The 24,491-nt window shown below is 41.8% G+C and carries 23 protein-coding genes, 2 pseudogenes and 1 riboswitch; of the genes and pseudogenes, 4 read left to right on the top strand and 21 right to left on the bottom strand.

All coding sequences use genetic code 11. From position 1 onward, the window contains the following. Positions 1–35: 35 nt before the first annotated feature. Positions 36–3,092 carry a type I restriction endonuclease subunit R gene (locus V6D41_RS12985; RefSeq protein WP_333518464.1) on the bottom strand — a complete coding sequence of 1,019 codons (3,057 nt, stop codon included), beginning with the start codon at positions 3,090–3,092 and terminating at the stop codon, positions 36–38. A 4-nt stretch (positions 3,093–3,096) separates the two neighbouring features. Continuing rightward, positions 3,097–3,675, bottom strand: a complete 579-nt coding sequence (locus tag V6D41_RS12980) for a restriction endonuclease subunit S (RefSeq protein ID WP_333518463.1) — start codon at positions 3,673–3,675, stop codon at positions 3,097–3,099. A gap of 943 nt (positions 3,676–4,618) precedes the next feature. Here V6D41_RS12980 and V6D41_RS12975 point away from each other — a divergent pair. After that, positions 4,619–4,795, top strand: a complete 177-nt coding sequence (locus tag V6D41_RS12975; RefSeq protein ID WP_333518462.1) for a hypothetical protein — start codon at positions 4,619–4,621, stop codon at positions 4,793–4,795. 277 nt (positions 4,796–5,072) lie between these two features. Here V6D41_RS12975 and V6D41_RS12970 read toward each other — a convergent pair. Beyond that, positions 5,073–6,169: pseudogene (locus tag V6D41_RS12970) on the bottom strand (IS3 family transposase). 201 nt (positions 6,170–6,370) lie between these two features. Here V6D41_RS12970 and V6D41_RS12965 point away from each other — a divergent pair. From V6D41_RS12965 to V6D41_RS12955, 3 genes and pseudogenes are all read left to right on the top strand, one after another. Further along, positions 6,371–8,272 carry a ribonuclease YeeF family protein gene (locus V6D41_RS12965; RefSeq protein ID WP_333518461.1) on the top strand — a complete coding sequence of 634 codons (1,902 nt, stop codon included), beginning with the start codon at positions 6,371–6,373 and terminating at the stop codon, positions 8,270–8,272. Continuing rightward, on the top strand, positions 8,272–8,712 hold the full coding sequence (locus V6D41_RS12960; protein ID WP_333518460.1) for an SMI1/KNR4 family protein: 441 nt from the start codon (positions 8,272–8,274) through the stop codon (positions 8,710–8,712). The genes V6D41_RS12965 and V6D41_RS12960 overlap by 1 nt, the downstream gene beginning before the upstream one ends. A gap of 434 nt (positions 8,713–9,146) precedes the next feature. Beyond that, positions 9,147–9,510: pseudogene (locus V6D41_RS12955) on the top strand (recombinase family protein); the annotation flags it as partial. Positions 9,511–10,079: 569 nt separating this feature from the next. Here the strand turns inward: V6D41_RS12955 and sufB are convergent. From sufB to V6D41_RS12865, 18 genes are all read right to left on the bottom strand, one after another. Beyond that, a complete protein-coding gene (gene sufB / locus V6D41_RS12950; protein ID WP_148964041.1) occupies positions 10,080–11,477 on the bottom strand; it encodes a Fe-S cluster assembly protein SufB in 1,398 nt (465 codons plus the stop codon). A gap of 20 nt (positions 11,478–11,497) precedes the next feature. After that, positions 11,498–11,941, bottom strand: a complete 444-nt coding sequence (gene sufU / locus V6D41_RS12945; RefSeq protein ID WP_019715645.1) for a Fe-S cluster assembly sulfur transfer protein SufU — start codon at positions 11,939–11,941, stop codon at positions 11,498–11,500. Beyond that, complete coding sequence (sufS, locus tag V6D41_RS12940; RefSeq protein ID WP_148964042.1) at positions 11,931–13,151, bottom strand: cysteine desulfurase SufS; 1,221 nt, start codon at positions 13,149–13,151, stop codon at positions 11,931–11,933. The genes sufU and sufS overlap by 11 nt, the downstream gene beginning before the upstream one ends. Further along, positions 13,151–14,464 carry a Fe-S cluster assembly protein SufD gene (gene sufD / locus V6D41_RS12935; RefSeq protein ID WP_333518459.1) on the bottom strand — a complete coding sequence of 438 codons (1,314 nt, stop codon included), beginning with the start codon at positions 14,462–14,464 and terminating at the stop codon, positions 13,151–13,153. Before sufD ends, sufS begins: the two co-directional genes overlap by 1 nt. Positions 14,465–14,481: 17 nt before the next feature. Continuing rightward, positions 14,482–15,267, bottom strand: a complete 786-nt coding sequence (sufC, locus tag V6D41_RS12930; RefSeq protein ID WP_333518458.1) for a Fe-S cluster assembly ATPase SufC — start codon at positions 15,265–15,267, stop codon at positions 14,482–14,484. A 193-nt stretch (positions 15,268–15,460) separates the two neighbouring features. Further along, the gene (locus V6D41_RS12925; RefSeq protein ID WP_003228600.1) at positions 15,461–15,598 is read right to left on the bottom strand and encodes a hypothetical protein; all 138 of its coding nucleotides are present in this window, start codon (positions 15,596–15,598) and stop codon (positions 15,461–15,463) included. 192 nt (positions 15,599–15,790) lie between these two features. After that, positions 15,791–16,168 (bottom strand): carboxymuconolactone decarboxylase family protein, encoded by a 378-nt coding sequence (locus V6D41_RS12920; RefSeq protein ID WP_166848651.1) that lies wholly within the window; start codon positions 16,166–16,168, stop codon positions 15,791–15,793. A gap of 84 nt (positions 16,169–16,252) precedes the next feature. Then, positions 16,253–17,074 (bottom strand): methionine ABC transporter substrate-binding lipoprotein MetQ, encoded by an 822-nt coding sequence (gene metQ / locus V6D41_RS12915; protein WP_333518457.1) that lies wholly within the window; start codon positions 17,072–17,074, stop codon positions 16,253–16,255. A gap of 13 nt (positions 17,075–17,087) precedes the next feature. Then, on the bottom strand, positions 17,088–17,756 hold the full coding sequence (metP, locus tag V6D41_RS12910) for a methionine ABC transporter permease MetP (protein WP_087991070.1): 669 nt from the start codon (positions 17,754–17,756) through the stop codon (positions 17,088–17,090). After that, on the bottom strand, positions 17,749–18,774 hold the full coding sequence (gene metN, locus V6D41_RS12905) for a methionine ABC transporter ATP-binding protein MetN (protein ID WP_148964047.1): 1,026 nt from the start codon (positions 18,772–18,774) through the stop codon (positions 17,749–17,751). Before metN ends, metP begins: the two co-directional genes overlap by 8 nt. Before the next feature lie 105 nt (positions 18,775–18,879). Further along, positions 18,880–18,986, bottom strand: a riboswitch (SAM riboswitch). A gap of 114 nt (positions 18,987–19,100) precedes the next feature. Beyond that, positions 19,101–19,445 (bottom strand): SCP2 sterol-binding domain-containing protein, encoded by a 345-nt coding sequence (locus V6D41_RS12900; RefSeq protein ID WP_333518456.1) that lies wholly within the window; start codon positions 19,443–19,445, stop codon positions 19,101–19,103. A gap of 107 nt (positions 19,446–19,552) precedes the next feature. Next, on the bottom strand, positions 19,553–19,873 hold the full coding sequence (locus V6D41_RS12895; protein WP_148964049.1) for a thioredoxin family protein: 321 nt from the start codon (positions 19,871–19,873) through the stop codon (positions 19,553–19,555). A 1-nt stretch (position 19,874) separates the two neighbouring features. Beyond that, positions 19,875–20,237, bottom strand: a complete 363-nt coding sequence (locus V6D41_RS12890; RefSeq protein WP_176365274.1) for a toprim domain-containing protein — start codon at positions 20,235–20,237, stop codon at positions 19,875–19,877. Positions 20,238–20,308: 71 nt separating this feature from the next. Continuing rightward, positions 20,309–20,545 (bottom strand): YusG family protein, encoded by a 237-nt coding sequence (locus V6D41_RS12885; protein WP_333518455.1) that lies wholly within the window; start codon positions 20,543–20,545, stop codon positions 20,309–20,311. 55 nt (positions 20,546–20,600) lie between these two features. Beyond that, the gene (gene gcvH, locus V6D41_RS12880) at positions 20,601–20,984 is read right to left on the bottom strand and encodes a glycine cleavage system protein GcvH (RefSeq protein WP_010330011.1); all 384 of its coding nucleotides are present in this window, start codon (positions 20,982–20,984) and stop codon (positions 20,601–20,603) included. Positions 20,985–21,050: 66 nt separating this feature from the next. Next, entirely contained in the window at positions 21,051–21,407 is a 357-nt protein-coding gene (locus tag V6D41_RS12875; RefSeq protein WP_003222779.1) for an arsenate reductase family protein, read from the bottom strand. Between the two features lie 109 nt (positions 21,408–21,516). Next, positions 21,517–23,301: an acyl-CoA dehydrogenase FadE gene (gene fadE, locus V6D41_RS12870; RefSeq protein WP_333518454.1), complete on the bottom strand. Its 1,785-nt coding sequence runs from the start codon at positions 23,299–23,301 to the stop codon at positions 21,517–21,519. A 14-nt stretch (positions 23,302–23,315) separates the two neighbouring features. After that, positions 23,316–24,491 carry an acetyl-CoA C-acetyltransferase gene (locus tag V6D41_RS12865; protein ID WP_333518453.1) on the bottom strand — a complete coding sequence of 392 codons (1,176 nt, stop codon included), beginning with the start codon at positions 24,489–24,491 and terminating at the stop codon, positions 23,316–23,318.

The raw sequence follows: 24,491 nt of genomic DNA, 5'->3' as shown, positions 1-24,491 counted from the left end.
CTCCTTTTTGTAGTCTGCATAATTTTATCACTTGACTATTCTCCCTTCTTAATTTCGTCGGCCATTTCGTAAAATGCCTTACGGAATTCAATTCGGTATCGTACCCAAGTTAATTCTGCAATCTTTTCAGATGCAATATCTTTATAATCAGCTTTTGCGTCATTCATGATTGCGGTTAACTCACCTTGTTTATCCATATCCTCTTGACCTAAACGGTGTTTTTTAATTAACTTTTCAAGTTCCTTAGGCTTTGTGCTGTTGTCAAGTCCCCAAGTACGGATGAAGTTCGTTACAAGTTGGATATTAGTATCCTTTTGTGCTTTATCCATAGCTTGGTTCATTTTTTCAACACTTCGTGGTGCTGGATAATCATCAAACATAAACTCTTTTGAAAAAATCTTAGATACAAAGTTGCGCATCTTAGATTTTTCTTTTTCATTGTCAGACTTGGCGATTTCAACATGGATTTCATTACGTGTACTTTCCGCTTTCGACATTTCGTTTGCGTGAACTTCGTCAGCCATCCGGGCGATTAAATCAATCAAATAATCATAGTTGATGGTAACATCGTGAATATGGACCATAGAGAGATTGACTTGCGAAATATCAATGTCTTCTCGCTTCGCACGTCGTTCTTTCAACTCACCGGCGATTACAGTTGTTAAAATGACTTCCTGCTCTTCAGTAATACCTAGACGTTCATAGAACTCTTCAGGATTATCATAGGCGGAAATAGGATTTTTGTCATCGTCTTCGGTATATTGTTTCAACTGACTCAACAAGCGATTATACTCATTCAGATTCTCAAAAACTTCATCCTGTGCTTTTTCACTTGGTGGTAATTGTATAAAATCGTCTGTGAGCGTTGAAAGCTTCTTGATGACTTCTTGCATCTCAGCTTGAACCTTGCTAAATGGTTTGGAAGTGATACCAGACTCTTCGTTGCCTTTTTTCAATTCTTCAAGTGAAAGCTGTTCGTCGGCAGATGCACGATTTGAATAGATAGCAAAAGCCTTATTCATTTCATACTCGTTTTGCTCCGGCCAACGATAGTTCACGACATTTCCCCAAGGCTTATCGACAAAGTTATGTATTCGATTTGTACGTGAGTATGCCTGAATCAAGTTCCCACCCTTAAGTGTTCGGTCAATATAGAGCGTATTCATCTCAGGAGCATCAAAACCGGTCAAAAGTTGATCCACAACGATGACCAAATCTAAATAGTTACCATCATCAGCTGTCTTGTTCAAACGTCGTGCTAAGTCTTCTGTATAAGCTTTAACTGTCGTCATATCAAAAGCTGTGCCAAACGTTGCGTTATAGGCTTTGATGGCTCTGTGCAAGTTTTCGTTCGTTTTCAGTTGATGAATACTATTGGTTGTATCTGCCGAGAAACTCACCGCAACTTTTAATCGTTTATCTGCTGGACGATTCGCATTCTCTTCCGCAAACTTATCGAAGTATTCCATCGCTCTTGGTGTACTTGCTTTATTACCACCAACGTGGACTGTAAGCAAGGCATTATACTTACGATCATTTGAACGTTTCTTCCAGTTATCGAAGATGTCCTTCACTACTAAGTTCACATGTTCTGGACTATAGTCGTAAACACTTCCACGAACATTATCATCAATATCATCTTCGGTGGGATCTTTGGGAGCCTCGATCGTTTCCTTGAATTCAACGTTAAACCCTAATACGTTTTTATCCGCAATAGCTTCTTTAATGGTATATGCATGTAGGAGTTCACCAAAGATTTCTCGTGTTTCGGGGAATTTTGGTGTACCAGTATAACCAATCCAAGCAGAATTAGGAATTGCTTTTCGAATCGTTTCAAGCATCCCTTCATTTTCAATACTACTACCAGTTGATCGGTGGGCTTCATCAACGATAAAAAGAATATTTTCATTAATTGGCTTGAAGCTGTCCCGCGCTACATAACGCGACATTTTTTGGATACTTGTCACAATGATGTTCTTATCGCTTTTCTTCGTTAGTTTACGATGAAGGTCTGAGATATTGGCTGTGTCACCCACCACACCAGTTTTCCCTTCAAAACCCGCAACAGGATCATAGGCTTTATAGGCATCAGCTGTTTGGTTGGTAAGCGCGATCCGGTCAACCAAGAAGATAACTTTATCTACATTAGATAGACGGCTTGCAAGCCACGCTGTCTTAAAACTTGTGATTGTTTTACCTGAGCCTGTCGTGTGCCAAATGTATCCTAATTTACCATCATCATAGCTAAAGTCAAACTTTCTAACTTTATCAAGCACACGCTTTGTGGCATAGACTTGATAAGGACGCATGACTTTAATACTTTCTTTGTTTTTTGTACCATCAAGTACCATGTAGCGCGTTGCCAAATCATGTGCCATTGGAATGGACAACACCTTATCCGCAAACGTCCTCCATGAACGAATAGGGCGAGCATCATCTTCGTTTTGCCAGTTGAAAGCAAAAGCTCGGTTAAAGTTTTGGAGTGGGGTATTTGCCATATAACGAATATCAAACGGTGTCATCGCGATTAAAATCTGCAAAGTTGAAAAGATACCGCTTAATTGTTTTTCAGCAATATACTGTTCCATCTGATTTAAAGATTCTGTAGCGCTGTGAAGTGCTTTCTTTAATTCGATTTGAATAATCGGCAAACCATTAATAAGCAACGTCACGTCAAATCGACGGTTAGGCTTACCATCAATAACTTTTGGCCGTTTAATTTGATTCACCACTTGATAAACAGTGTTTCCACCCCCAACTTGAGCTTGGTCAAATACTGTCAAAAATACATGCTTACCATTGTCAAGGTCAACTTCAATTTCAGAAACACCATTAACACCATACAAAAACTGTCCGGCATGGTAAGGTGATTCGATACTAGTGATGATTTTCTTCACCTGGTTAAATTCAGCAACAGACAAGGGTTCATCTAATCGAGCGCTATTGTTTTGTTCTAGGATTATTTTAAAGTTATCCCAAAGTTGTTCAGTTGTTTTAATGTCTTTTTTGTATTCCCATTGTTTTACTCCACCGATTTTGGTCAAATAATCGATAACTTCATTTTCAAATGCTAATTCCGATTGACTTTTCATTTAATTACTCCCCCTTTAATGTTTCTTCTATTACCGAGCTCGTAAACTGCCCAATCAAGTCTGCGTACTTATTTAACTTATTTTGTAGCTTCAGTGTTTCTACGTATATAGCGCCCATTTTCTTCTGGTCCTCGATCGGAGCAACAGGAACGATAATTTCTCCAAGAGCACGAAGTGGAATTCTTAAAACAGGGCCACTCCCCTGTAACTCCCTTTCTTTTTGTCGCTTCACATCTTTGTAAGCATTAAATAAGAAAAGAAAATATCTCTTATCAAGTTGTTCGCTATCAAACTCTATTTTTGTGAAGTTGAGGGACAACACTTTACCAACATTATTTTTACCGACCATTGTTGCAAGCTGTAATGAGTTACTGATAACAACATCACCTTCATTTAATGCTAGGTTATTTTGGGATGAAGATTTTGACTCATCTTCAACTACTACGTCCTCATGATTATAATCAGCTTCAAAAGACAGCTGGTCATAATAATTTATTTTTTGAGTTTCAAACTGCTTTTGTGCTCTTGTGGGATTAATACCAGGAACGAATGTTACGAATTCATTTAATTTTCTTTTCTCCAAATAAATCGCCCCTAATCACAGATATTATTTTTTGAAATAATTCTATATTTCACATTAAATCACATTAAATTTGCTTCGTCAAACGATAATATGAAATAATTTTATATTTCATATTATCGTTGCAGGAGAATCCTACTGAAACTATTTCGAAATCCCTGTTTTTTTCACTCTTCCACGCCAATTTTTTAAACCAACAATGCAAAAAGTGCATCCCCTATTCAACGTCAGTTCTGTTTCCACAAACGACTTCAAACCGCTAAAACAAACATCGCTCATGCTTCCCACAAGAACAAACAGAACCCTTGAAAATCACGCCATAAGCAATTCTAAGGGTTCCACAATCTTATATTTTCGCAGTGCGGCCGTCTCCTCATGCTGGTGTGCTGATTGTTAAAACTAAATTATTGATGATTTGATGTAGCTTTGTTCACCTAAAACAAGCCGTATTTTTCCGTTATTTTTCATTATATAGATAAAAATGAATGATAAGGTCGTTTAACATCATGCCCTAGACTGTTTTATGTTAATAAAAAGGTGGGAAACGTGATAAACCATCAATTGAAGTATTAAAAAAGCTTCAAAAAGCTTAAAAGGTCCATACGAGGATTTGATGAAAGCAACAGGATATATGAATTTAAATATAACTATGCAAAGTTGAAAAACAGAAGATATTATTGAGCATATGCAGAAATTACGAAAAGTTTGAACAACGGTCATTGCTACGAGTTAGAGACGAACGATTGAAAATTGAACATTTATTAGGCTCTAATGATCACTATTTTTAAGGACAGGCATCTGACAACAGAAGAAAAATCAAAATTAAAAAGCTTTATCGAAATTGTTTTAAAGGATTGAAAGGGGGAAAGGCAGCATGGCAAACTTCAGACAGCTTGCTAGCGGCAAATGGCAAGCACGTGTTCACAAGGATGGAAATTAGTAAGCCTTGGCACATTCAGAACAAAAAAAGGAAGCAGCAATAGAAGCAGCAAAAGTTGAAGAAAGAAAAAATTATGAACAAACAATAAATGATCGCAATATGTTTTTTGATGAAGTTGTGAAAGATCGGCTTGAGCATAAAAAAGCAAATGTAAAGGAAATACATTTGTTCAGCTTGAAGTAATTGTTAGAAATCACATTATGCCCACTTTTTGAGATGAAAAACTCATGAGTTTAAAAAGAACTGAAATAAAAAGATGGATTGCAACATTTTGTGAACTAGGTGGAAACGGAAAAGAAAAATAACCGAAGTATTTTACATCGTGCTATTCATGAACTTGAAGTTCGTGAAAAAATCCTGCTGATAAATTAATAGTTCCTGTTCAAGATACAGTTGTTATAAATAAAGAAAAAGTGAAATGGGACTCCTCCCGTTTTTGAGACAGGGATCAAAACACCTTTTAAACAGCCAATTGCCTATCGTTTATCGGTGATTGGTTGTTTAGTTTCAGTTGAATACGAATATTATTATCATAATAAATGTATTCTATGACAGTACGTTCTACGAGGGCGGTCGTAGTTCGATCAATGCTGTTAAGATAGAACGTTTCGAACGTTAGCGAGGAATGAAACGCTTCGATGGAGGCATTATCAGCGGGCGCCCCTTTGCGGGACATGCTCATGGTAATGCCTTTTGTGTTAACAGCTTTTTGATGCTCATAAGATGTATACACAGAACCTTGGTCACTATGTAACACGCAGTTCTCAGGCAGCGTTGGCAGCTGATCAAGTGTGTCTAAGACAAAGTCTGTGTCCTGCTTGTCCCCAATCGTAAAAGCAATCACTTCTCCATTGTATACATCCAATGTACTGGAAAGGTACAATTGTTGCTGTCCATAAGGCAAATACGTGATGTCCGTTACTAGTTTTTCAAGAGGATGATCAGACTGAAAGTTGCGATCCAATATATGATCGACTACGGCATATGGCTGCCCATTTTTCTTACGCTTCTTTTCCTTAACCCGGCACTGCCACTGATTTTCTGCATCATCCGTTATACCGTTTTATGGTTAATATGCATTTCCTTTTTTAATAGGGCAGTGATTTTTCGATTTCCGTATCGATACTTGTGCTTTCGGCATAATATGCCAATTTGTTTTTCCAAATGCCGTTTGGGGTGATCTTTCGCCAGATTCTTCTCAACAATAATAAGACGCTCGTGAGATACCTAAATAAATACAGATAACCTGCATGGTCATTGTGTTGTGCAATTCTTCTACAAGTTCGACTGACGTTCGGCTATCAACTTCCTTTCCAATTCGTTTTACTTTTTTAACACTTCATTCTGTTGCCTTAAATATCGATTCTCTGCCTGCAGTTTCTCTAATTCTAAAGCATACTCCGGACCTTTTCCGTAAGTGTATTGCTTTCCAACAGGCTGTTCGAATCGATGTATATCCCTGGCTTTATACCATCTAACCCATGTCTGAATCTGTGTCTTATTCTTGATATTCAATTTCTGCATGATCTCTTTTATAAGCACGCCTGCCCATCTCATGTTTCAAACTTGGAAGGTGTTTTTATTTGTCTCATTTTATAGAATCAGTCCCATGAGCCGGGACTATTTTTGTTTTATACAACAGGAATAAAGACGTAGATCAAACGAATCATTTTCATCTAATACAAAGACTTTTCAATTATTCGCCTTTTCCCCGTGGTAAAATTTCGGATGTGCAATTCCAAAAGAAGGGATATGATCATGAAAGTATTTGAGGCCAAAACACTGCTTTCCGAGGCTGAAAGCCGTACAAGAGAATACAAGGAACTAAGAAGCCAGATGGTCAATCTAAAAAAGGCTTTTAAAGCTGTAGCTGATTTAGATGACAGTGAGTTTTCCGGCAAAGGCGCCGACAACATTAAAGCATTTTATCAAGACCACGCAGGTGTAGCTGACAATTGGATTGACTTACTTGATATGAAAATTGCTTTCTTGACAAGCATTTCAGGCACTTTAGAGGACGCCAGCTTATCTGATGCATATATAGAAGAATCCTTCTTAGAACACGAGCTGGCTAACGCCTACACAAAGTCAAAATCTATTATGTCTGAACAGAAGAAAGCGATGAAAGATATCTTACATGATATAGATGATATCCTTCCGCTTGATTTGTTTTCGACTGAAGACTTTAAAGACGAACTCGCCGATGCGGAAGACAAACGCAAAAAAACGGTTGATAAACTAGGCAACGTAGACGAAGCACTTATATCTGAATATGCTCAGTCAGAGCCAAACGAGCAATTCATCAAGCAGGACTTCCAAAAGCTTGAGGAATCAACAGGCAAAGGCAAAAATGCTACACCCATCCATTACAATGCCAAAGCTTATCGAGAAAGTGATATACATAAGAAAAAAGGCGATATCGAGAAACAGACTGAAGCTTATTTGAAGATCAAGAAAGATGAAGCGAAAGAACGAGAAATCAAAGAGCTAAAGAAGAAACTAGCTGACGGAGTTACGGACCCGGATGAATACTTAGACATTGCCAAGAAGGTTGGGTATGAGAATCTCACCGCTGTACAGCTCCAGTATGTGGTACAGCTTGAACAAGCAAAACAGCTGGAGGACTTCCGTGAAAGTGTAATTAATGCCGGTAAGACAGCATTTAATATCATCGATGGTGTTAATGATGGAATTAACGATACGATTGACGATACGATATACGGTATGAAAGACTTGGTTGTAGGAGCCTGGGAATATTCACAGCTTCCTATGGAACTAAAACTCACAAAAACAATTACAACAGTCTTAAGCGTTCCCTCTTATCCAAAAATAATCTGGACAAACATCTCCGATTCATGGAATGATAAAATGATAAATGGTGATGCATACACAAGAGCACATTATATCAGTTATGCCATCGGCAATATTGTTGGACCAAAAGGTGCGGGTTCCGCAGTGCAAACCACGACCAAACTTTCTAAAGTAGGTAAAGTGGTTGAAGGTGGAACAGCCACTTCTCATGTCAATAAAGGGATAAACAAAGGCAAATCTTATCTCAATTCTTTCGTTAAAAATAAGAATGATCTTGCACTTGTGGGGATTGCGCAAGACATCGAGAATACCTTTAACGCAAAAAATACTCCTCTACTAAAAAGTATGATTGAAGATAAAAAAGAGAGTGTTCTCAGAAGATCTGAACGTTCTAACAATAAGGGTACGGTTAATAAGATAGATTCTGATACAATAAAAAAATATATTAGAGATATAGAAGGGCGAACCTGCAGAGAGTTACCTAAAAACCAAATAGAGAAGTTGAAGGAAACCTTAAGAAATAAAGAATATAAAAAAATGTCACCAATAGAAACAGCTAAACATAGGGCAGAATTTGATAGAGTAAAAAATAAAGTAATTAAAGAGTGGGAAGAAAATACTGGGCAAAAGTGGCCTGTGTATAATGAAAATGTTATTTCAGAAAAAACAGGTAAAGTAATTAGGAAAAAAGGAGATAAGTATGATGCTCATCATATAATTGAAAATACTTTTGGCGGAGAGCATGAATGGTGGAATATGCATCCTGCAAAATTCCCAAATGAGCATCAAGCTGGTATTCATGGAGCAGGTTCACCAGCAAATACACTATTTAAAGGAGGTAAAAAATAATGAGCTATGAATTTATTAAGGCAAACAAAGAAAATAGCTTTTATCCAGTGACTGAAAACGAAATAAAAGAGGTTGAGAAGGAACTCGATTTAAAATTTCCTAAGGAGTTAGTTAATTTTTATAAAGAGGTTGGCTACGGATTTATTAAAGGTTCAGAGTTTAATATCAATCGTATTATGGACCCATATTCAGTAAGGGATTTTCGATTAAGAGTTAATGATTTTGAGTTTTATCCCGACATAGAAATCTATGATGAATTTGAGAATAACAAACTAATATTTTTTGAAGGCAGTGAATCAGCTTTAATGTCATTAGAATTGAATGAAAATAATAGAAGTGCAGTTTACTATTATGATATTCAAATTGCGACTTCTCTTGAAGAATTTTTAAGAAAGATAGAAAAAAATGACAAATATTACTTAGAGTTACTAGCTGATTAAAGAACGATAAACATACCTTGAATGGTTGTACGCCTTTCAAGGTTTTTTTCTTTAATTTATATTAAACTAACTGATTTGAGTGAGACAAAAAGAAATAAATTGTTTGAGAATCGAGAGCTCATGATGGTAGTACCATCATGGCATTATGTTTTAATACTTGGTTTGTGAAAATAAAACGATAATTAGGCGAGATGACATTTTACATGCAGGAGGTAGTTTTGTATGGAATAATGACTATAAAACGATAATGACAAAGCTCGTGGCGATAAACATCGGGTATTAAAAAGGTGTACGTACTTGGTGTTGGCTCATAAAATATTAAGTTGTATTTTTACTAGAGACGGTCTTATAATACTCGCTATTCGTTTAAAAAGCGTTACGAAAATTAAAATTTTGTAACAGGAGGGTGAAAATTTGAACGTTTTGTTGGGTATATACGAGCTCCACACAAGCGTAAGCAAAAGGTGGTTACAGTTTGAAATATCAAGAAGAGAAAATTAAAGCATACTGTGAAGAACAGGGTTTTAACTTGATACAATTTTTAGAGATGAAGGAATTAGTGGTGCAAAATTGAATGAAGAAGCATTGGGAATAGACAGGGTGGGCTTACAAGAGATGTTGGCTCACCTTATGTCTATCCAAATTGATTATGTGCTGGTGCTGAATACAAGCCGATTATGGCGGTCAAATATTGTAAAAGTGCTGATACAACAAGAGTTGAAGAGATATGGCTGTGGCATTAAAAGCATTGAACAACCTATGTACAGTATCCATAAGCAAGACCCCAACGACTGGCTTTGAAGCAAATCAGCTGTTAACATTCAGCGCTTTAAAAGAATATCTTTTATGTTACATGTTACAGCTTTTTTAAGTCACACAGGACTAAGATTAACCGAAGCGTTAGCAATCAGAAGGGAAGATTCTTCGTCTTATCGAACAATCATGAAGTTAAGAAAGTTTAAGCTAGATCAGAACCAGGCTATCGTAAAATATAAGCCTTTACACCAAATAAAGATGATTATTTAGGTAACTACCTTACACCATCTACGGTACGTGAAAGTATGGTTAAATACTGCATGTGGTCTGGTGTCGAACATAAAGGAACTCATGTATTTAGACATATACATGCTGTCCTTTTATTATAAGCTGGGACCTCAATCAAATATGTATCTAATCGAATAGGCCATAAAACATTAAAACAACTGCTGACACTTATTTAGATATAACAGAAAAGATTGAACAAGACGAGTTGAAAAAGTTTGCTCTGATACAAAAAGATAACGGAGTCGGCACAAAATCGGCACGACCCCGTTATTAGAAAATCAATGTTATTGTTTAGACCCTTAAAGGACAAGGGTTTTTAATTATTAACCGATTGAACCTTCCATTTCGAACTTGATTAGACGGTTCATTTCAACTGCGTATTCCATTGGAAGCTCTTTTGTGAATGGCTCGATGAAGCCCATGACGATCATTTCAGTCGCTTCTTCTTCGGAAATGCCGCGGCTCATCAAGTAGAAGAGCTGCTCTTCAGATACTTTAGACACTTTCGCTTCGTGCTCCAATGAAATGTTATCATTTAAGATTTCATTATAAGGAATGGTGTCAGAAGTTGATTTGTTATCCATAATGAGCGTATCGCACTCGATGTTAGAACGGGCGCCTTCCGCTTTGCGTCCGAAGTGGACGATTCCGCGGTATGTTACTTTTCCGCCTTGTTTTGAAATCGATTTTGATACGATTGTGGATGATGTGTTTGGTGCAAGGTGAACCATTTTCGCACCCGCATCCTGATGCTGGCCTTTACCCGCAAGAGCGATAGAAAGCGTCATACCGCGCGCGCCTTCGCCTTTTAGGATACAAGCCGGATATTTCATTGTCAGTTTAGAACCGATGTTGCCGTCGATCCATTCCATTGTTGCGTTTTCTTCACAGACCGTACGCTTCGTTACAAGGTTGTAAACGTTGTTCGCCCAGTTTTGGATCGTTGTATAACGGCAGTAGCCGCCTTTTTTCACGATGATCTCAACAACCGCACTGTGAAGTGAGTTTGTTGTGTAGACAGGCGCCGTACAGCCTTCAACATAATGAACGCTCGCTTCTTCGTCAACGATGATCAGCGTACGTTCGAACTGTCCCATGTTTTCAGAGTTGATACGGAAGTAAGCTTGAAGCGGTGTTTCAACCTTCACGCCTTTAGGCACGTAGATGAAAGATCCGCCAGACCAAACAGCTGAGTTAAGCGCCGCAAACTTGTTATCAGTCGGCGGGATCACTTTTGCCCAGTGCTCACGGAAGATATCTTCGTTTTCTTTCAGCGCGCTGTCAGTGTCTTTAAAGACGATGCCTTGCTCTTCAAGATCTTCCTTCATATTGTGGTATACAACCTCAGATTCGTACTGAGCAGAAACACCCGCAAGGTATTTTTGTTCAGCTTCAGGGATACCGAGCTTGTCGAATGTTTGTTTAATTTCGTCAGGCACTTCATCCCAAGAACGCTCTGAACGCTCAGACGGTTTTACGTAGTACGTAATTTCGTCAAAGTTCAGTGAGTTTAAGTCTCCGCCCCATTGAGGCATCGGCATGTTGTAGAAATGCTCAAGTGATTTCAAGCGGAAATCAAGCATCCACTGAGGCTCTTCTTTCATGCGAGAAATTTCTTCTACGATTTCTTTTGTCAATCCGCGCTCTGAACGGAAAATGGAAACGTCCTTGTCGTGAAAACCATACTTGTATTCACCAATATCAGGCATTTTTTTAGCCATCCATTTTCACTCCAATCCTTTTAATTGCCGCCTTCTTCTTTTGCGACTCCTTTTTCAAGTGCTTTCCATGACAGGGTTGCACATTTGATACGGGCCGGGAATTTTGAAACGCCTTGAAGAGCTTCAATATCCCCGAGATCTATAGAATCATCATATTCATTCCCTTGCATCATATCCGAGAAAATCTTAGACATGGAAAGGGCTGTTTCGATATCTTTCCCTTTAATCGCCTGAGTCATCATCGAAGCGGATGCCATTGAAATGGAACAGCCTTCCCCTTCAAATTTCGCATCTTCCACGATGTCTCCGTCAAGCTTCATTGTCAGCCTGATTCGGTCGCCGCATGTCGGATTGTTCATATCCACGACGATGCTGTCATTCAAAACCCCTTTGTTGCGCGGGTTTTTGTAATGATCCATAATCACCTGTCTGTACAATGTATCTAAGTTTGCATTAAAAGACATTTGTAAAATACTCCTTTGTCTTTTGAAGAGCTTCCACAAGCTTATCAATCTCTTCCTCTGTATTATACAGATAAAAGCTTGCTCTTGCAGTAGCAGTTACATCCAGCCATTTCATCAGCGGCTGCGCGCAATGGTGACCCGCTCTGACAGCGATCCCTTCCGCATCAAGTACGGTTGCCACATCATGAGGATGAACATCATCAAGATTAAATGTGACAAGCCCGGCACGCTCTTCCGGCCCGTAAACCGTTACGCCGTCAAGCTGACGGAAGCGTTCAAGCGCATAAGCTGCAAGCTTGTGCTCGTGGCGGGAAATCTCATCGAGACCGATTTCCTCGAGAAAATCAATTGCGGCGCCAAGGCCGATTGCTCCTGCAATAATCGGCGTACCCGCTTCGAATTTCCACGGAAGCTCTTTCCAAGTTGATTCATAAAGCCCGACAAAGTCGATCATTTCACCGCCGAATTCGGCAGGCTCCATGTTTTCCAGCAGGGCTTTCTTTCCGTACAGCACACCAATACCGGTAGGGCCGCACATTTTATGGGAAGAAAGCGCAAAGAAGTCGCAATCGAGATCCTGCACGTCAATTTTCATGTGCGGCGTGCTTTGCGCACCGTCCACCACAATAACAGCTCCATTGTCATGAGCGATTTTCGCCATGTCTTTAATCGGGTTGATCGTACCGAGGACGTTAGATACATGGGACACTGCAACAATCTTTGTATTGCTTGTGACCGTCGTTCTTACGTCATCTAAAGAAATCGTTCCGTCTTCCTGCAGCGGAATATATTTTAATGTGGCGCCAGTCGCTTTGACAGCCTGCTGCCACGGAATGATATTCGCATGATGCTCCATGTAGGTGATGACCACTTCATCACCCGGTTTCAGGTTGGCGCGCGCATAGCTTAACGCCACCATATTCAGTGATGTGGTCGTGCCTTTTGTGAAAATAATCTCAGCCATTGACTTCGCGTTAATAAACTTGCGGACTTTTTCACGCGCTCCTTCATAACCGTCTGTCGCTCTGGTTCCAAGTGTATGGACGCCCCGGTGAACATTGGAATTGTATTGATTATAATACTTATCCAGTGTTTCAATGACAGCACGCGGCTTCTGGGAAGTCGCCGCGCTGTCGAGATAAACGAGATCATGTCCGTTCACTTGCTGATGAAGGATCGGGAACTGTTCACGAATATCCGTGATATTCATTACTTCACTTTCCTTTCGATAACAGAAACCAATTGTTTCTTAACGCCTTCAATCGGAAGTTCGTTTACTACCGGCGCAAGGAATCCGTAGATGACTAAGCGTTCTGCTTCTTCTTTCGCAATTCCGCGGCTCATCAGGTAGTAAAGCTGAATAGGGTCAACACGGCCGACAGATGCCGCATGTCCTGCAGTTACATCGTCTTCGTCAATTAAGAGAATAGGGTTTGCGTCTCCGCGTGCTTTTTCACTGAGCATCAGCACTCGTGATTCTTGCTCCGCATTCGCTTTAGAAGCGCCATGTTCGATTTTGCCGATTCCGTTAAAGATAGAAGAAGCGGAATCCTTCATCACACCGTGCTTTAAGATATATCCTTCTGAAGCTTTACCGAAATGGATGATTTGTGTTGTAAAGTTTTGTGTTTGCTCTCCTCTACCGACAACAACCGTTTTTGTATCGCCGTATGCGCCGTCACCGTAAAGGTTTGTTGTGTTTTCGGAGATCGTGTCGCCGTCGTTCATAAGACCGAGAGCCCACTCAATTTTGCTGTCGCGTCCGCGTGCAGCACCGCGGCGGTTAACATATGTTGTCACACCGCTGGACAGAGTATCCACCGCACCGTATGTCACGCTGGCATTATCACCTGTGATGACCTCACTGATCATATTGAAGACAGCGTCTTTCGGGTTTACAGTGCTGATGTAGTTTTCAACATACGTTACAGAGCTGTGATCTTCAGCCACAATCAGCACATGGTTGAAGAGAGCCGTATTCTTGCTTTCGTGGACATAAACAGCCTGAACCGGCGTCTCCACCTGGACATTTTTCGGAACATAAAGGAATGCTCCTCCGTTAACAAGAGCCGCGTGAAGCGCAGTTAATTTATGCTCATCAACCTTCACGCCGTCCTTCATAAAGTATTTCTCCACCAAGTCGCTGTGCTCGCGTGCGGCAGTCAGAATATCAGTGAAGATGACGCCTTTGTCTTTCAATTCTTGAGAAAGAGAAAGGTATGCCGGCGTCTGGTCACGCTGTACGTATAATGTTTTATCTTCGTTTTCAACATCGATCAGCGCTTTTACTTCATCAGTCAAATCTTCCAATGAAGAAAGCGGTTCGTTATCAACTGTATGCTTCGCAAAATTCGTGAAGTTCCAGTTTGTGATTTTTGTTTTGTCAGGCTTCGGCATCGGCAGATCCTCAGCTTGTTCAAGAGCCTGTAAGCGCAGGTCTTTCAGCCAGGCAGGTTCTTGATGCTTTTCGGAAAAGCTTTTGAGATACTCCTGATCTACGGATAGTTTTGTATCTAGTGTCATGTTAATCCCCCTAACGCTTACGCTTCTTGGCCTACAGTTTCGTCTTCAATACCAAGTTCTTGTTTAATCCAGTCATAACCTTCTGCTTCAAGACGCTGTGCAAGTTCTGCACCGCCGGATTTCACCACGCGGCCTTGCATCATAACGTGAACAACATCCGGAGTGATGTAGTTTAACAGGCGCTGATAGTGCGTGATCATCAGGCAGCCGAAGTTTTCGCTGCGCATTTTGTTGATCCCTTTAGATACAACTTTCAGAGCATCAATGTCAAGACCTGAGTCGATCTCATCAAGGATGGCGATTCTTGGTTCAATCATCATTAATTGAAGGATTTCGTTGCGTTTTTTCTCTCCGCCTGAGAAGCCTTCGTTAAGGTAGCGCTGAGACATTTCAGGGTCCATTTCAAGGAACTCCATGTTTTCGTCCATTTTGCGGATGAATTTCATAAGAGAAATTTCATCGCCTTCTTCTCTGCGCGCGTTGATTGCTGAACGAAGGAAGTCGGCATTTGTCACACCGCTGATTTCACTTGGGTACTGCATCGCAAGGAATAATCCTGCCTGCGCACGCTCGTCCACTTCCATCTCCAGTACATCTTTGCCGTCAAGCGTGATGCTGCCTTTTGTTACTTCATACTTAGGATGCCCCATAATAGCAGCTGAAAGCGTGGATTTACCCGTTCCATTCGGTCCCATTACTGCGTGGAACTCTCCACCTTTTATTTCAAGGTTTACACCCTTTAAAATCTCTTTCCCTTCGATTTCAACGTGAAGATCTTTGATCGTTAATGTTGAAGCAGCCATATCTATACCTCCAAAAATATATAATCATTATTCTCATTTTATTCTCATTCTAATTTTATAACAAATGAAAAGTAAATACAACTTTTTATCGTGCCTCGCACATTTCTCAAGTTTAACAAAGATCAGCACTTTATTAAAGCGGTTGAAAAAGAAAAAGAGTGGATTCCCACCCTTTTTCAGAAGATTGATTTTCTCAATAAGCTCCCGCAGAAATCCGCTTACTCTTTTCATAATCAAGCTCTCTCTGCCGCTCTACTTTCATTCTTGTTTCCAGCCGGCGCCCGTATTCCTCGTATCCAATTCCGTGAGATAGCTGCATCGCTTTTTCCATTTCTGACGTGTAATCGAGGTTCAGTCTATCCTGGCTGTTGCAAATAATGAATCAATCCCTTCATTTATTTGCTTCTATTGTATCAGCTCTGCGATAGATGCCGCAAAAAGGATATGGCTTGAAATAGCGGCAGATGAGACGAAAGCGTCCTTTCAGATCAAATGAGAATGGTTTTTCGGAATATTCCTTCTCTTAATGCGTAGTGTTTCCAAATTCCTCTATGCACTGCTGGACAACTGTCACTCCTTGGCTGAGAGCCGCGCCGCCTCCAAATGCCGCTGCCACACTGACAGCTTCGAGAATGTTTTCTTCTGTCGCTCCCTCATCAAGACAGCCTTTTGTATGATAGATCATGCAATATTCATCTTGGGCATTGATGGCGATTCCGAGGGCAATCAGCTGTTTTTCTCTCTCAGTCAGTGAATTTCCGGCAAAGCACTGTTCAGTAAACTCGTTGAACTTTCTTCCCATCAGCGGCATCTTTTGTTCGAATGTGCCTAGACCTAACTTATATTGTTTTAGCGCGTCCTGCATGCTTCCTCTGTCTTGATTCAACGAAGATCCCTCCATCTGTTTAACATTCCTTTTTATTATGAACAGCTTTTAGGAAAATACCCGAAAAAAACCCCGGATTTCTCATCCGGGGTTTCAGTCTTATTCAGATACAGGAAGCACAGCTCCATCGTATTTTTTCTCGATGAAGTCTTTGATCTTTTTAGAGTGAAGAACTTCCATCAACGCTTTAATCTTGTCAGAATCTTCTTCGCCTTTTCTTACTGCGACGATGTTAGCGTATGGGTTGTTTTTCGTTGCTTCCACTTCAATCGCGTCTTTTTTAGGATTTAATTTACTTTGGATCGCATAGTTTACATTGATGAAGACCGCGTCTCCTTCTTTGTTATCATATGCTTTTGCCGTTAATTCAGGCGCTACCTTTTTGAATTCAAGGTTTTTCGGATTTTTCTTAATGTCTTTCAATGTTGCGTCAACTGTTTCGACTTTAGAATCAAGTGTGATTAATCCAGCATTTTCAAGCATTGCAAGCATACGGCCTTGTTCAGCGACGTTGTTTGTCAGGATAATGGTCGCGCCGTCTGGAAGGTCTTTCAGTGACTTGTATTTTTTAGAGTAAATACCGAATGGCTCTAAGTGAACGGCACCGGCATTTACAAGTTTGTAATCTGTGTTTTCTTTCATTTCTTGGTCAAGGTAAGGAATGTGCTGGAAGTAGTTCGCATCCACTTCTTTATCAGCTAAAGCTTTGTTGTACATCTTATAATCACTAAGCACTTTCACTTTCAGCGTGTAGCCTTTTTCTTTCAATAATGGTTCAGCTTCTTTTAAAATTTCCGCATGCGGTGTTTTTGTCGCAGCAACGACAATTTCTTTCTTGCCGGATTCGGCGTTATTCGAACCGCAGGCAGCCATAACTCCTGCAAATACAAGCAGTAATGCACCTAAAAATAGCTTTTTCAATGTAAATCCTCCCTTATCGTTTGTCTATAATATTTGTTATGACATCACCGATGATTTGAATAATAAACACGATGATTAAAATAAACACAGTAGCAACGAAGGTCACATCAGTATTATTAGACTGATAGCCTTCTACATACGCAAGGTTTCCAAGGCCGCCTGAACCGATGGCTCCGGCAATTGCCGTTGAGCCGATCAAAGCGATCGCCGTAACCGTGATACCAGAAATAAGAGCCGGCATAGATTCCGGAAGCAGCACTTTGAAAATAATCGTAGACGTCTTAGCTCCCATTGATTTAGCGGCTTCAATAACACCTTTGTCTACCTCACGCAACGCGATTTCAGCAAGGCGCGCGTAAAACGGTGCCGAGCCGATAACCAGCGCCGGCAATGCGGCGTTTGGCCCTAAGATCGTGCCGACTAAAAATTTCGTAAATCCTAGCAATAAAATAATTAAGATAAGGAACGGAATCGACCTGAATATGTTGACAACGGCCGCAATCACAGAGTTGATCGTTTTATTCTGCCAGAGGCTCCCTTTACTTGTCAGAAAGAGCAGCAAGCCGAGAATCACCCCGATGACAAAAGCAAACAGCAAAGAGATCAGCGTCATATAAAGGGTTTCATATGTCGCGTTCCACAATTCTGTTAAATCAACGTTCGGGAAGTATTTTTCAAACATTCGTGATCACCTCTGCTTTCACCTGTCTGTCATTAATAAACCGGATCACGTTTTGCACTTCTTCCTCGTCTCCGTCAATATGGATAAACAGTGAACCGTAGGCTCCATCCTTCGTCTGCGAGATTTTCCCTTGCAGAATATTGACGCTGACATTAAAGTTTCTGATCATCTCTGTAATCAGAGGCTGTTCAGCCGAATCACCGACAAATGTGAGCTGAACCATTTTTCCTGATGCTGTTTCATCAAGAAGATGCTGAAGCGTTTCTTTCGTTTCTTCCGGCTCTGTCACCTGCTGAACAAACCGTTTTGTCATGTCTTCCTTCGGGTTTTTGAAGACATCGAGAACTTCGCCTTCTTCCACAACCTTTCCGTTTTCCATGACAGCGACTCTGTTGCAGATTTTGCGGATCACATGCATTTCGTGCGTGATCAGCACAATTGTCAAACCGAGTCTATCATTAATATCGGACAATAGATCCAAAATTGAATCTGTCGTTTGCGGATCTAATGCTGATGTCGCTTCATCACAAAGGAGAACCTTCGGATTGTTTGCGAGCGCTCTGGCGATTCCGACACGCTGCTTTTGTCCGCCGCTCAGCTGAGACGGATAAGATTTTTCTTTTCCTTCTAAACCTACCAGTTTAATCAGTTCATTGGCGCGCTTGATACGCTCGCTCTTTTTCACCCCGGCAATCTCCAGAGGAAACATGATATTATCTCTGACGGTCCGCGACCAAAGCAAATTGAAGTGCTGGAAAATCATGCTGATGTCATGGCGTGCGTTTCTTAACCCGCGTCCGTTTACTTCATTAATCTTGGTTCCCGCCACTTCCACGGTTCCTGAGGTTGGTTTCTCAAGGCCGTTCAGCAGACGGATTAAGGAACTTTTACCAGCTCCGCTATATCCTATAATTCCAAAAATCTCACCTTTTTTAATGGAAAGCGAGACATTTTGGACAGCATTGACATCTCCATGTTTCGACTTATACACTTTTGAAACATCTTGAAGATTGATCAAAGCAATCACCTGCCTTAACACTATTCTAAGAAATCTTCCGGGGTTTTCTGCAAAAGAAAAACCTTTCTGCACACTTGAGCAGAAAGGCTTATATAAAATGCCTTTCTCTCATCTTTCAAAGCTGAACGCTTCGTGTGAATTGGCACCATTTCAACAGTGTTGATGGTTGCCGGGCTTCATAGGGCACTTCCCTCCACCTCTCTTGATAAGAGAAATATATAGTCTTTTTCGTCCGGAAATTCTTAATGTAGAATAGCATGGCGGATGATTGCATGTCAATAAAATAAATGATGTCAACTTTTACTATTATAATAATTTGCTATTTTTTAATTATTCGCAATCCTCTGAAAAAAACCATTCGTCAGCCAGAGAATCGCTTCAAGCTTTAACAGGGCTCTGAAGGACCCCTTTACTTTTAGGCTTCCGCTCTGAATCAGATGCTGAAGGGAAATGTCTCCGTGCAATAAATGAATGATTTCGGATTGGTTTCCGTAAAAGGTCAGGTTGGACGGTTGGCGCGGAGAAATTTTTTTTATTTCTCCCTGTTCGTTTATTGAGACGGTTAAGGCTTCTGTTTCTCCTTGAAAGGTAATAAGCAATGTTGAAGCGCTCAAAAGGGGTTTTAAAAACAGATGCTGATACTCATCTTCCAAAACTTCCGCTTTCTCCATATGTACAACCTCCTATTTGTTGGTCATACATAGACATTTCTCTCTCTGGCGCACGAACCCCTTTATAAAACGAACGACAATTTCATTGGAATGCGCTGAGAAATATGTCATAAATGGGATGCGGAAGATGATTTTTGTTTGATCAGCTCATATAAATAAGAAACGGAATGAAACGCATATCCTCTTTCAACCATTTTTCCTCCTTTAAACAGCAGAAAACAAGGGACGCTTTCAATTTGATACGCTTTTGCGAATGTCGGAGAGTAATTGACATTGTTTTGGTAGAAGGCGACATCAGGCAGCATTTCTTTCACCACTGTCAGCATTTTGCTTGCAAGCTGGCAAGTGCCGCAAAACGGAGTATATAAATATAGAAGATACACATCATCAGCAATGTGCTCAAGCTCGTGTTCCTGGAGTTCTTTCATGCTATACACCTCGGGACTTTCTTTCAAGAAAAATAGTATGGACATTCAGATTCGCGCGCAGCAATACAGAGGCGACGTGGTGTCTGGGTGCAGCCGCCACTTCTTTATAGGCTCTGTCGATATGCAGATGGCAGGCTTCGTTAAATTCTCTTTTCAGCTGTTTTCTCAATTTCTCGCCTGATTCGTCAGCATCCACTAATATATAGACGTCTTTATCATAAAGCTCGTCAGCCAATTCCTCAAGCCTCAGCTGGCTGATTGTTCCGTTTGTGCAGATAATGCGCACCGGTTCATCCAGAACGCTTTCGATTTTCTCTTTATCTGATTTCCCTTCCACAATCATGACCTTTTCCAGCTCATCCATCTTCTTCACCTGCCGCGTCAAATTTGAAACGTTCAGATTGTAAAAGAAGGCAGTGAAATTCACCGCCAACATTAACACCAGCCGTTTTCGTAGTCACAATCCACATATTTCTCATCGTTTCCAGAGACCACATCGGCTGTCTTATAAAATTTCTCATTTTCAAAGGAATAACCGGACTTAAGCTCATATTCATTCATGCTTGTCATTTGGCCGATTCTCTCATTTTCATGATATAACGAGAGCTGGCCATGTTGAAAGCGGCCTGTCACATCATTGGTGACATCGAGCTTTTGTTTGCTGAAAGCCATATTGGACACCTCCCATAACGTTAGCGTGTCCAATTGCCTTTACAGCTATCCTGCTTTAGTCTTCCTGTGTCATCTCTTCGTATTGCTCTGCTGTCATCAGTTTTTCAATTTCAGAAGCGTCAGACGGCTCAACGACGATCATCCATGCTTTTTCGTACGGAGATTCGTTTACGAATTCCGGACTGTCATCAAGATCTTCGTTAATTTCCACAACAGTTCCGTTAATCGGCGCATAAAGCTCAGATACCGTTTTAACGGATTCAACACTGCCGAATGGCTCGTCCGCTTTGATTTCAGCGCCCACTTCAGGAAGTTCGACAAACACGATATCGCCTAGCTCGGACTGGGCAAAATGCGTAATCCCGATTCTGGCTTTTTCTCCTTCAACTTTTACCCACTCGTGTTCTCCTGAGTAACGCAAATCTTTAGGTATGCTCAATTGAATCCCTCCATTTTTTACAGCACTATAATAAGAAGATACCATACTTTTCAAAAAAAATTGACATTAAGCCCAGTTTTCTTCAAATTGGTCTTCTTTAAAACCGACTGTCACTTTTTCGCCGTCTGTTGTAAGCGGTCGTTTGATCAGCATTCCGTCTGAAGCCAGCAGTTCAAGCTGTTCGTCCTCCGACATGTGATACAGCTTTTCCTTGAGATTGAGCTCACGGTATTTCATCCCGCTCGTGTTGAAAAATTTCTTGAGATCCAGCCCGCTTTTTTCATAAAGCGCTTTTAGTTCTTCTTTGCTTGGAGGCTGCTCTGCAATATGTATTTCGTTGATTTCTTTTCCATGCTCTTCAAGCCATTTCTTTGCTTTGCGGCACGTTCCGCATTTAGGGTACCAGTAAAAAGTTAACGACATCTTCTTCCCCCTCAATAAAATAATCGAGGTTATTTTAACACAGTTTGTTTTAAAAACCTAAAACAGTGCTTCTTAAAAAAAGCTCCGCGCATGCGGAGCTCTTCGCCGATCAAACAATATATTTTTCAGCCTCAAAAACGCCCGCTGCCGCTTCACGTTTTTTCCGAATCACGTTTTTAGGGGTTACCCGCGTCAGCTTGCGCAGAGCGGAAAGCATCATGCGGAGTGAATCTCCTTCTTCCATTGCGATGAGAGACTCCTTGGCGTGCGCTTCAATTTCGTTAAAGGCTTCTTGAACGAAAATTTCTGTATACAGCACCTTCTGCGCTGCTTTTTCCCCGCCTTGCGCGGCGATGGCCTTTTCCGTTCTAAGCACGGCTGATTCCATCGCGTACACATTGCTGACGATGTCCGCAACGTTGACGAGAATTTCCTGTTCGCGATCGATGGCTTTCCCGTATTTTTGCGCGGCGAGACCGGCAGCGAACAGCGCGATTTTTTTAGCTTGTTTGACAATATATTTCTCCTGCTCTAAAACGCCGCTGCCAGGCTCTTCAGGCATAAGCATCATGAGTTCTTCCTGCAGCGTTTGCGCTTTTTCAAATAGAGGCAGTTCGCCTTTAAGCGCTTTTTTCAGGAAGGTGCTTGGCACGATTAACCGGTTGATTTCGTTTGTCCCTTCAAAAATCCGATTGATCCTTGAATCCCTATAGGCTCTTTCCACTTCGTACTCCTGCATAAAACCGTAGCCTCCATGAATCTGCACGCCTTCATCAACGATATAATCAAGCGTCTCGGAGCCGAATACCTTATTAAGAGAGCATTCGATGGCATATTCGGCAATCGACTTGGCAATTTGGCGGCCGTCCTTGAGATCTTCGGACGTAAACTGGCTCATATTGTCTTCAAACAGCCCGACGGTTCTGTACACAGAGCTTTCCATCGCGTAGAGCCTTGATGCCATTGTCGCGATTTTTTCCTGTGTCAGCGAAAAGCCCGCAATCGGCGTTTTAAATTGGCGGCGCTGGTTCGCGTAACCCGCGGACAGCTCGATCACCCGCTTAGATGCGCCGATTGAACCAACCGCCAGCTTGTAGCGGCCGATATTTAGAATATTAAAGGCGATAACATGCCCTTTGCCGATTTCGCCAAGCAGGTTTTCCTTTGGCACTTCAGCTTGATCTAAAAGGAGGGTTCTTGTCGATGACCCTTTGATCCCCATTTTCTTTTCTTCCGGACCCGTAGATACACCCGGGAAATCTTTTTCTACAATAAAGGCTGAGAACTTTTCACCGTCCACCTTAGCGTAAACAACAAATACATCAGCAAAGGCAGAGTTGGTAATCCACTGTTTTTCCCCGGTTAACACGTAATGCGTACCCGCTTCATTCAGCACGGCTGTTGTTTTTGCTCCAAGGGCATCAGATCCGGAGCCCGGCTCAGTCAGTGCATAAGCCGCGATCTTTTCGCCTGAAGCGAGCCCTGGCAAATATGTTTTCTTTTGTTCTTCTGACCCGAAAAAGACGATCGGCAAGGATCCAATGCCGACATGCGCGCCATAAGAAAGCGAAAAGCTTCCCGCACGCGAAAATTTTTCAGTGATGAGTGCCGAGCTGATTTTATCAAGACCGAGCCCTCCGTACTCCTCCGGCACATCGGCGCCAAGAAGCCCGAGTTCGCCCGCTTTCTTTAACAGCCTGACGGAATGCTCGAATTGATGGTTTTCGATGTCATCTATATGAGGGAGCACATCTTGCTCGATGTAGTCCTCTGTTGTTTTCGCAATCATTTTATGCTCGTCAGTGAAATCCTCCGGTGTATACATTTGATCGTATGTGATATCCTCGATTAAGAAACCGCCGCCTTTTTGTACTTCAGCCGCTTTTTTTGCCATTTATTTTTCCCCCTTTAGCATAATTCAAATACACCGGCCGCTCCCATCCCGCCGCCGATACACATTGTGACGACTCCAAATTGCTCGTTTCTCCGTTTCATTTCATGAATCAGTGAGAGTGTAAGCTTTGTTCCCGTACAGCCAAGCGGGTGTCCAAGCGCGATTGCGCCCCCGTTGACATTCACTTTTTCTTCGTCAATGCCGAGTTCTCTGATGACTTGAATGGCTTGTGATGCAAAAGCTTCGTTCAGTTCAAACAAGCCGATGTCCTGCAGTTGAAGCCCGGCTAGCTTTAAAGCACGCGGAATGGCTTCCACCGGCCCGATGCCCATCACTTCCGGAGGCACGCCGCCTACTGCAAAGGAACGGAATTTCACAAGCGGCGCCAAGCCCAGCGCATCCGCTTTTTCCCGGTCCATCAGCATAACTGCCGCCGCTCCGTCACTCGTCTGCGAGGAGTTGCCCGCAGTAACCGTTCCGTCAACGGAAAAAGCCGGGCGCAATGTTGATAAAATGTCTGTCGTCGTTTTCGGGCGAACGCCTTCATCCTGGGAAAAGACAAACTGTTTTTCCCGCGGTTTATGGTTGTCTCCGATTTCTGTCACCGTCACTTCGACGGGCACAATCTCATCTTTAAATTTCCCCTCTGCAAGGGCTTTGGCCGCGTTCTGGTGGCTGCGAACGGCAAACGCATCCTGATCCTCTCGGGAAACGCCGTATTTTTTCGCGACCTGCTCGGCTGTGTGGCCCATGCTCATGTAATACTCCGGCGCCTTTTCTGCCAATGCGAGGTTCGGACGGGTCACATGCCCCATCATCGGTACCTGCGACATCGATTCCGCTCCGCCGGCGATCGCTGTATCGTAGGCGCCGAGCATAATTTTTTCTGCCGCATATGCGATGGTCTGAAGGCCTGAAGAGCAGTAGCGATTGACTGTGACCGCCGGGACCGTGTACGGCAGCCCCGCAAGCGCGCCGATATTTCTGGCCATATTAAGCCCCTGCTCCGCTTCAGGTGCCGCACAGCCGATAATCAAGTCATCAATATTGCCTTCGTAGCCGCCTGCCCGTTTCAGTGTTTCTTTGACGCAAATCGCTCCCAAATCATCCGGGCGAACGGTGGCCAACGATCCTTTCTTTGCTTTCCCAACCGGTGTTCTTGCACCTGACACAATGACTGCCTCTTTCAT

The organism is Bacillus sp. 0102A (assembly GCF_036765155.1).
GTDB classification, from domain to species: domain Bacteria; phylum Bacillota; class Bacilli; order Bacillales; family Bacillaceae; genus Bacillus; species Bacillus subtilis_G.
This window is presented reverse-complemented; position numbering and strand designations above follow the sequence as displayed.

Coding starts and splice junctions, on each gene's coding strand:
- V6D41_RS12985 (WP_333518464.1), bottom strand. CDS start 3,092: ATGAAAAGTCAATCGGAATTAGCATTTGAAAATGAAGTTATCGATTAT.
- V6D41_RS12965 (WP_333518461.1), top strand. CDS start 6,371: ATGAAAGTATTTGAGGCCAAAACACTGCTTTCCGAGGCTGAAAGCCGT.
- V6D41_RS12960 (WP_333518460.1), top strand. CDS start 8,272: ATGAGCTATGAATTTATTAAGGCAAACAAAGAAAATAGCTTTTATCCA.
- sufB (WP_148964041.1), bottom strand. CDS start 11,477: ATGGCTAAAAAAATGCCTGATATTGGTGAATACAAGTATGGTTTTCAC.
- sufU (WP_019715645.1), bottom strand. CDS start 11,941: ATGTCTTTTAATGCAAACTTAGATACATTGTACAGACAGGTGATTATG.
- sufS (WP_148964042.1), bottom strand. CDS start 13,151: ATGAATATCACGGATATTCGTGAACAGTTCCCGATCCTTCATCAGCAA.
- sufD (WP_333518459.1), bottom strand. CDS start 14,464: ATGACACTAGATACAAAACTATCCGTAGATCAGGAGTATCTCAAAAGC.
- sufC (WP_333518458.1), bottom strand. CDS start 15,267: ATGGCTGCTTCAACATTAACGATCAAAGATCTTCACGTTGAAATCGAA.
- V6D41_RS12925 (WP_003228600.1), bottom strand. CDS start 15,598: ATGGAAAAAGCGATGCAGCTATCTCACGGAATTGGATACGAGGAATAC.
- V6D41_RS12920 (WP_166848651.1), bottom strand. CDS start 16,168: ATGGAGGGATCTTCGTTGAATCAAGACAGAGGAAGCATGCAGGACGCG.
- metP (WP_087991070.1), bottom strand. CDS start 17,756: ATGTTTGAAAAATACTTCCCGAACGTTGATTTAACAGAATTGTGGAAC.
- V6D41_RS12900 (WP_333518456.1), bottom strand. CDS start 19,445: ATGGAGAAAGCGGAAGTTTTGGAAGATGAGTATCAGCATCTGTTTTTA.
- V6D41_RS12895 (WP_148964049.1), bottom strand. CDS start 19,873: ATGAAAGAACTCCAGGAACACGAGCTTGAGCACATTGCTGATGATGTG.
- V6D41_RS12890 (WP_176365274.1), bottom strand. CDS start 20,237: ATGGATGAGCTGGAAAAGGTCATGATTGTGGAAGGGAAATCAGATAAA.
- V6D41_RS12885 (WP_333518455.1), bottom strand. CDS start 20,545: ATGGCTTTCAGCAAACAAAAGCTCGATGTCACCAATGATGTGACAGGC.
- V6D41_RS12875 (WP_003222779.1), bottom strand. CDS start 21,407: ATGTCGTTAACTTTTTACTGGTACCCTAAATGCGGAACGTGCCGCAAA.
- fadE (WP_333518454.1), bottom strand. CDS start 23,301: ATGGCAAAAAAAGCGGCTGAAGTACAAAAAGGCGGCGGTTTCTTAATC.
- V6D41_RS12865 (WP_333518453.1), bottom strand. CDS start 24,491: ATGAAAGAGGCAGTCATTGTGTCAGGTGCAAGAACACCGGTTGGGAAA.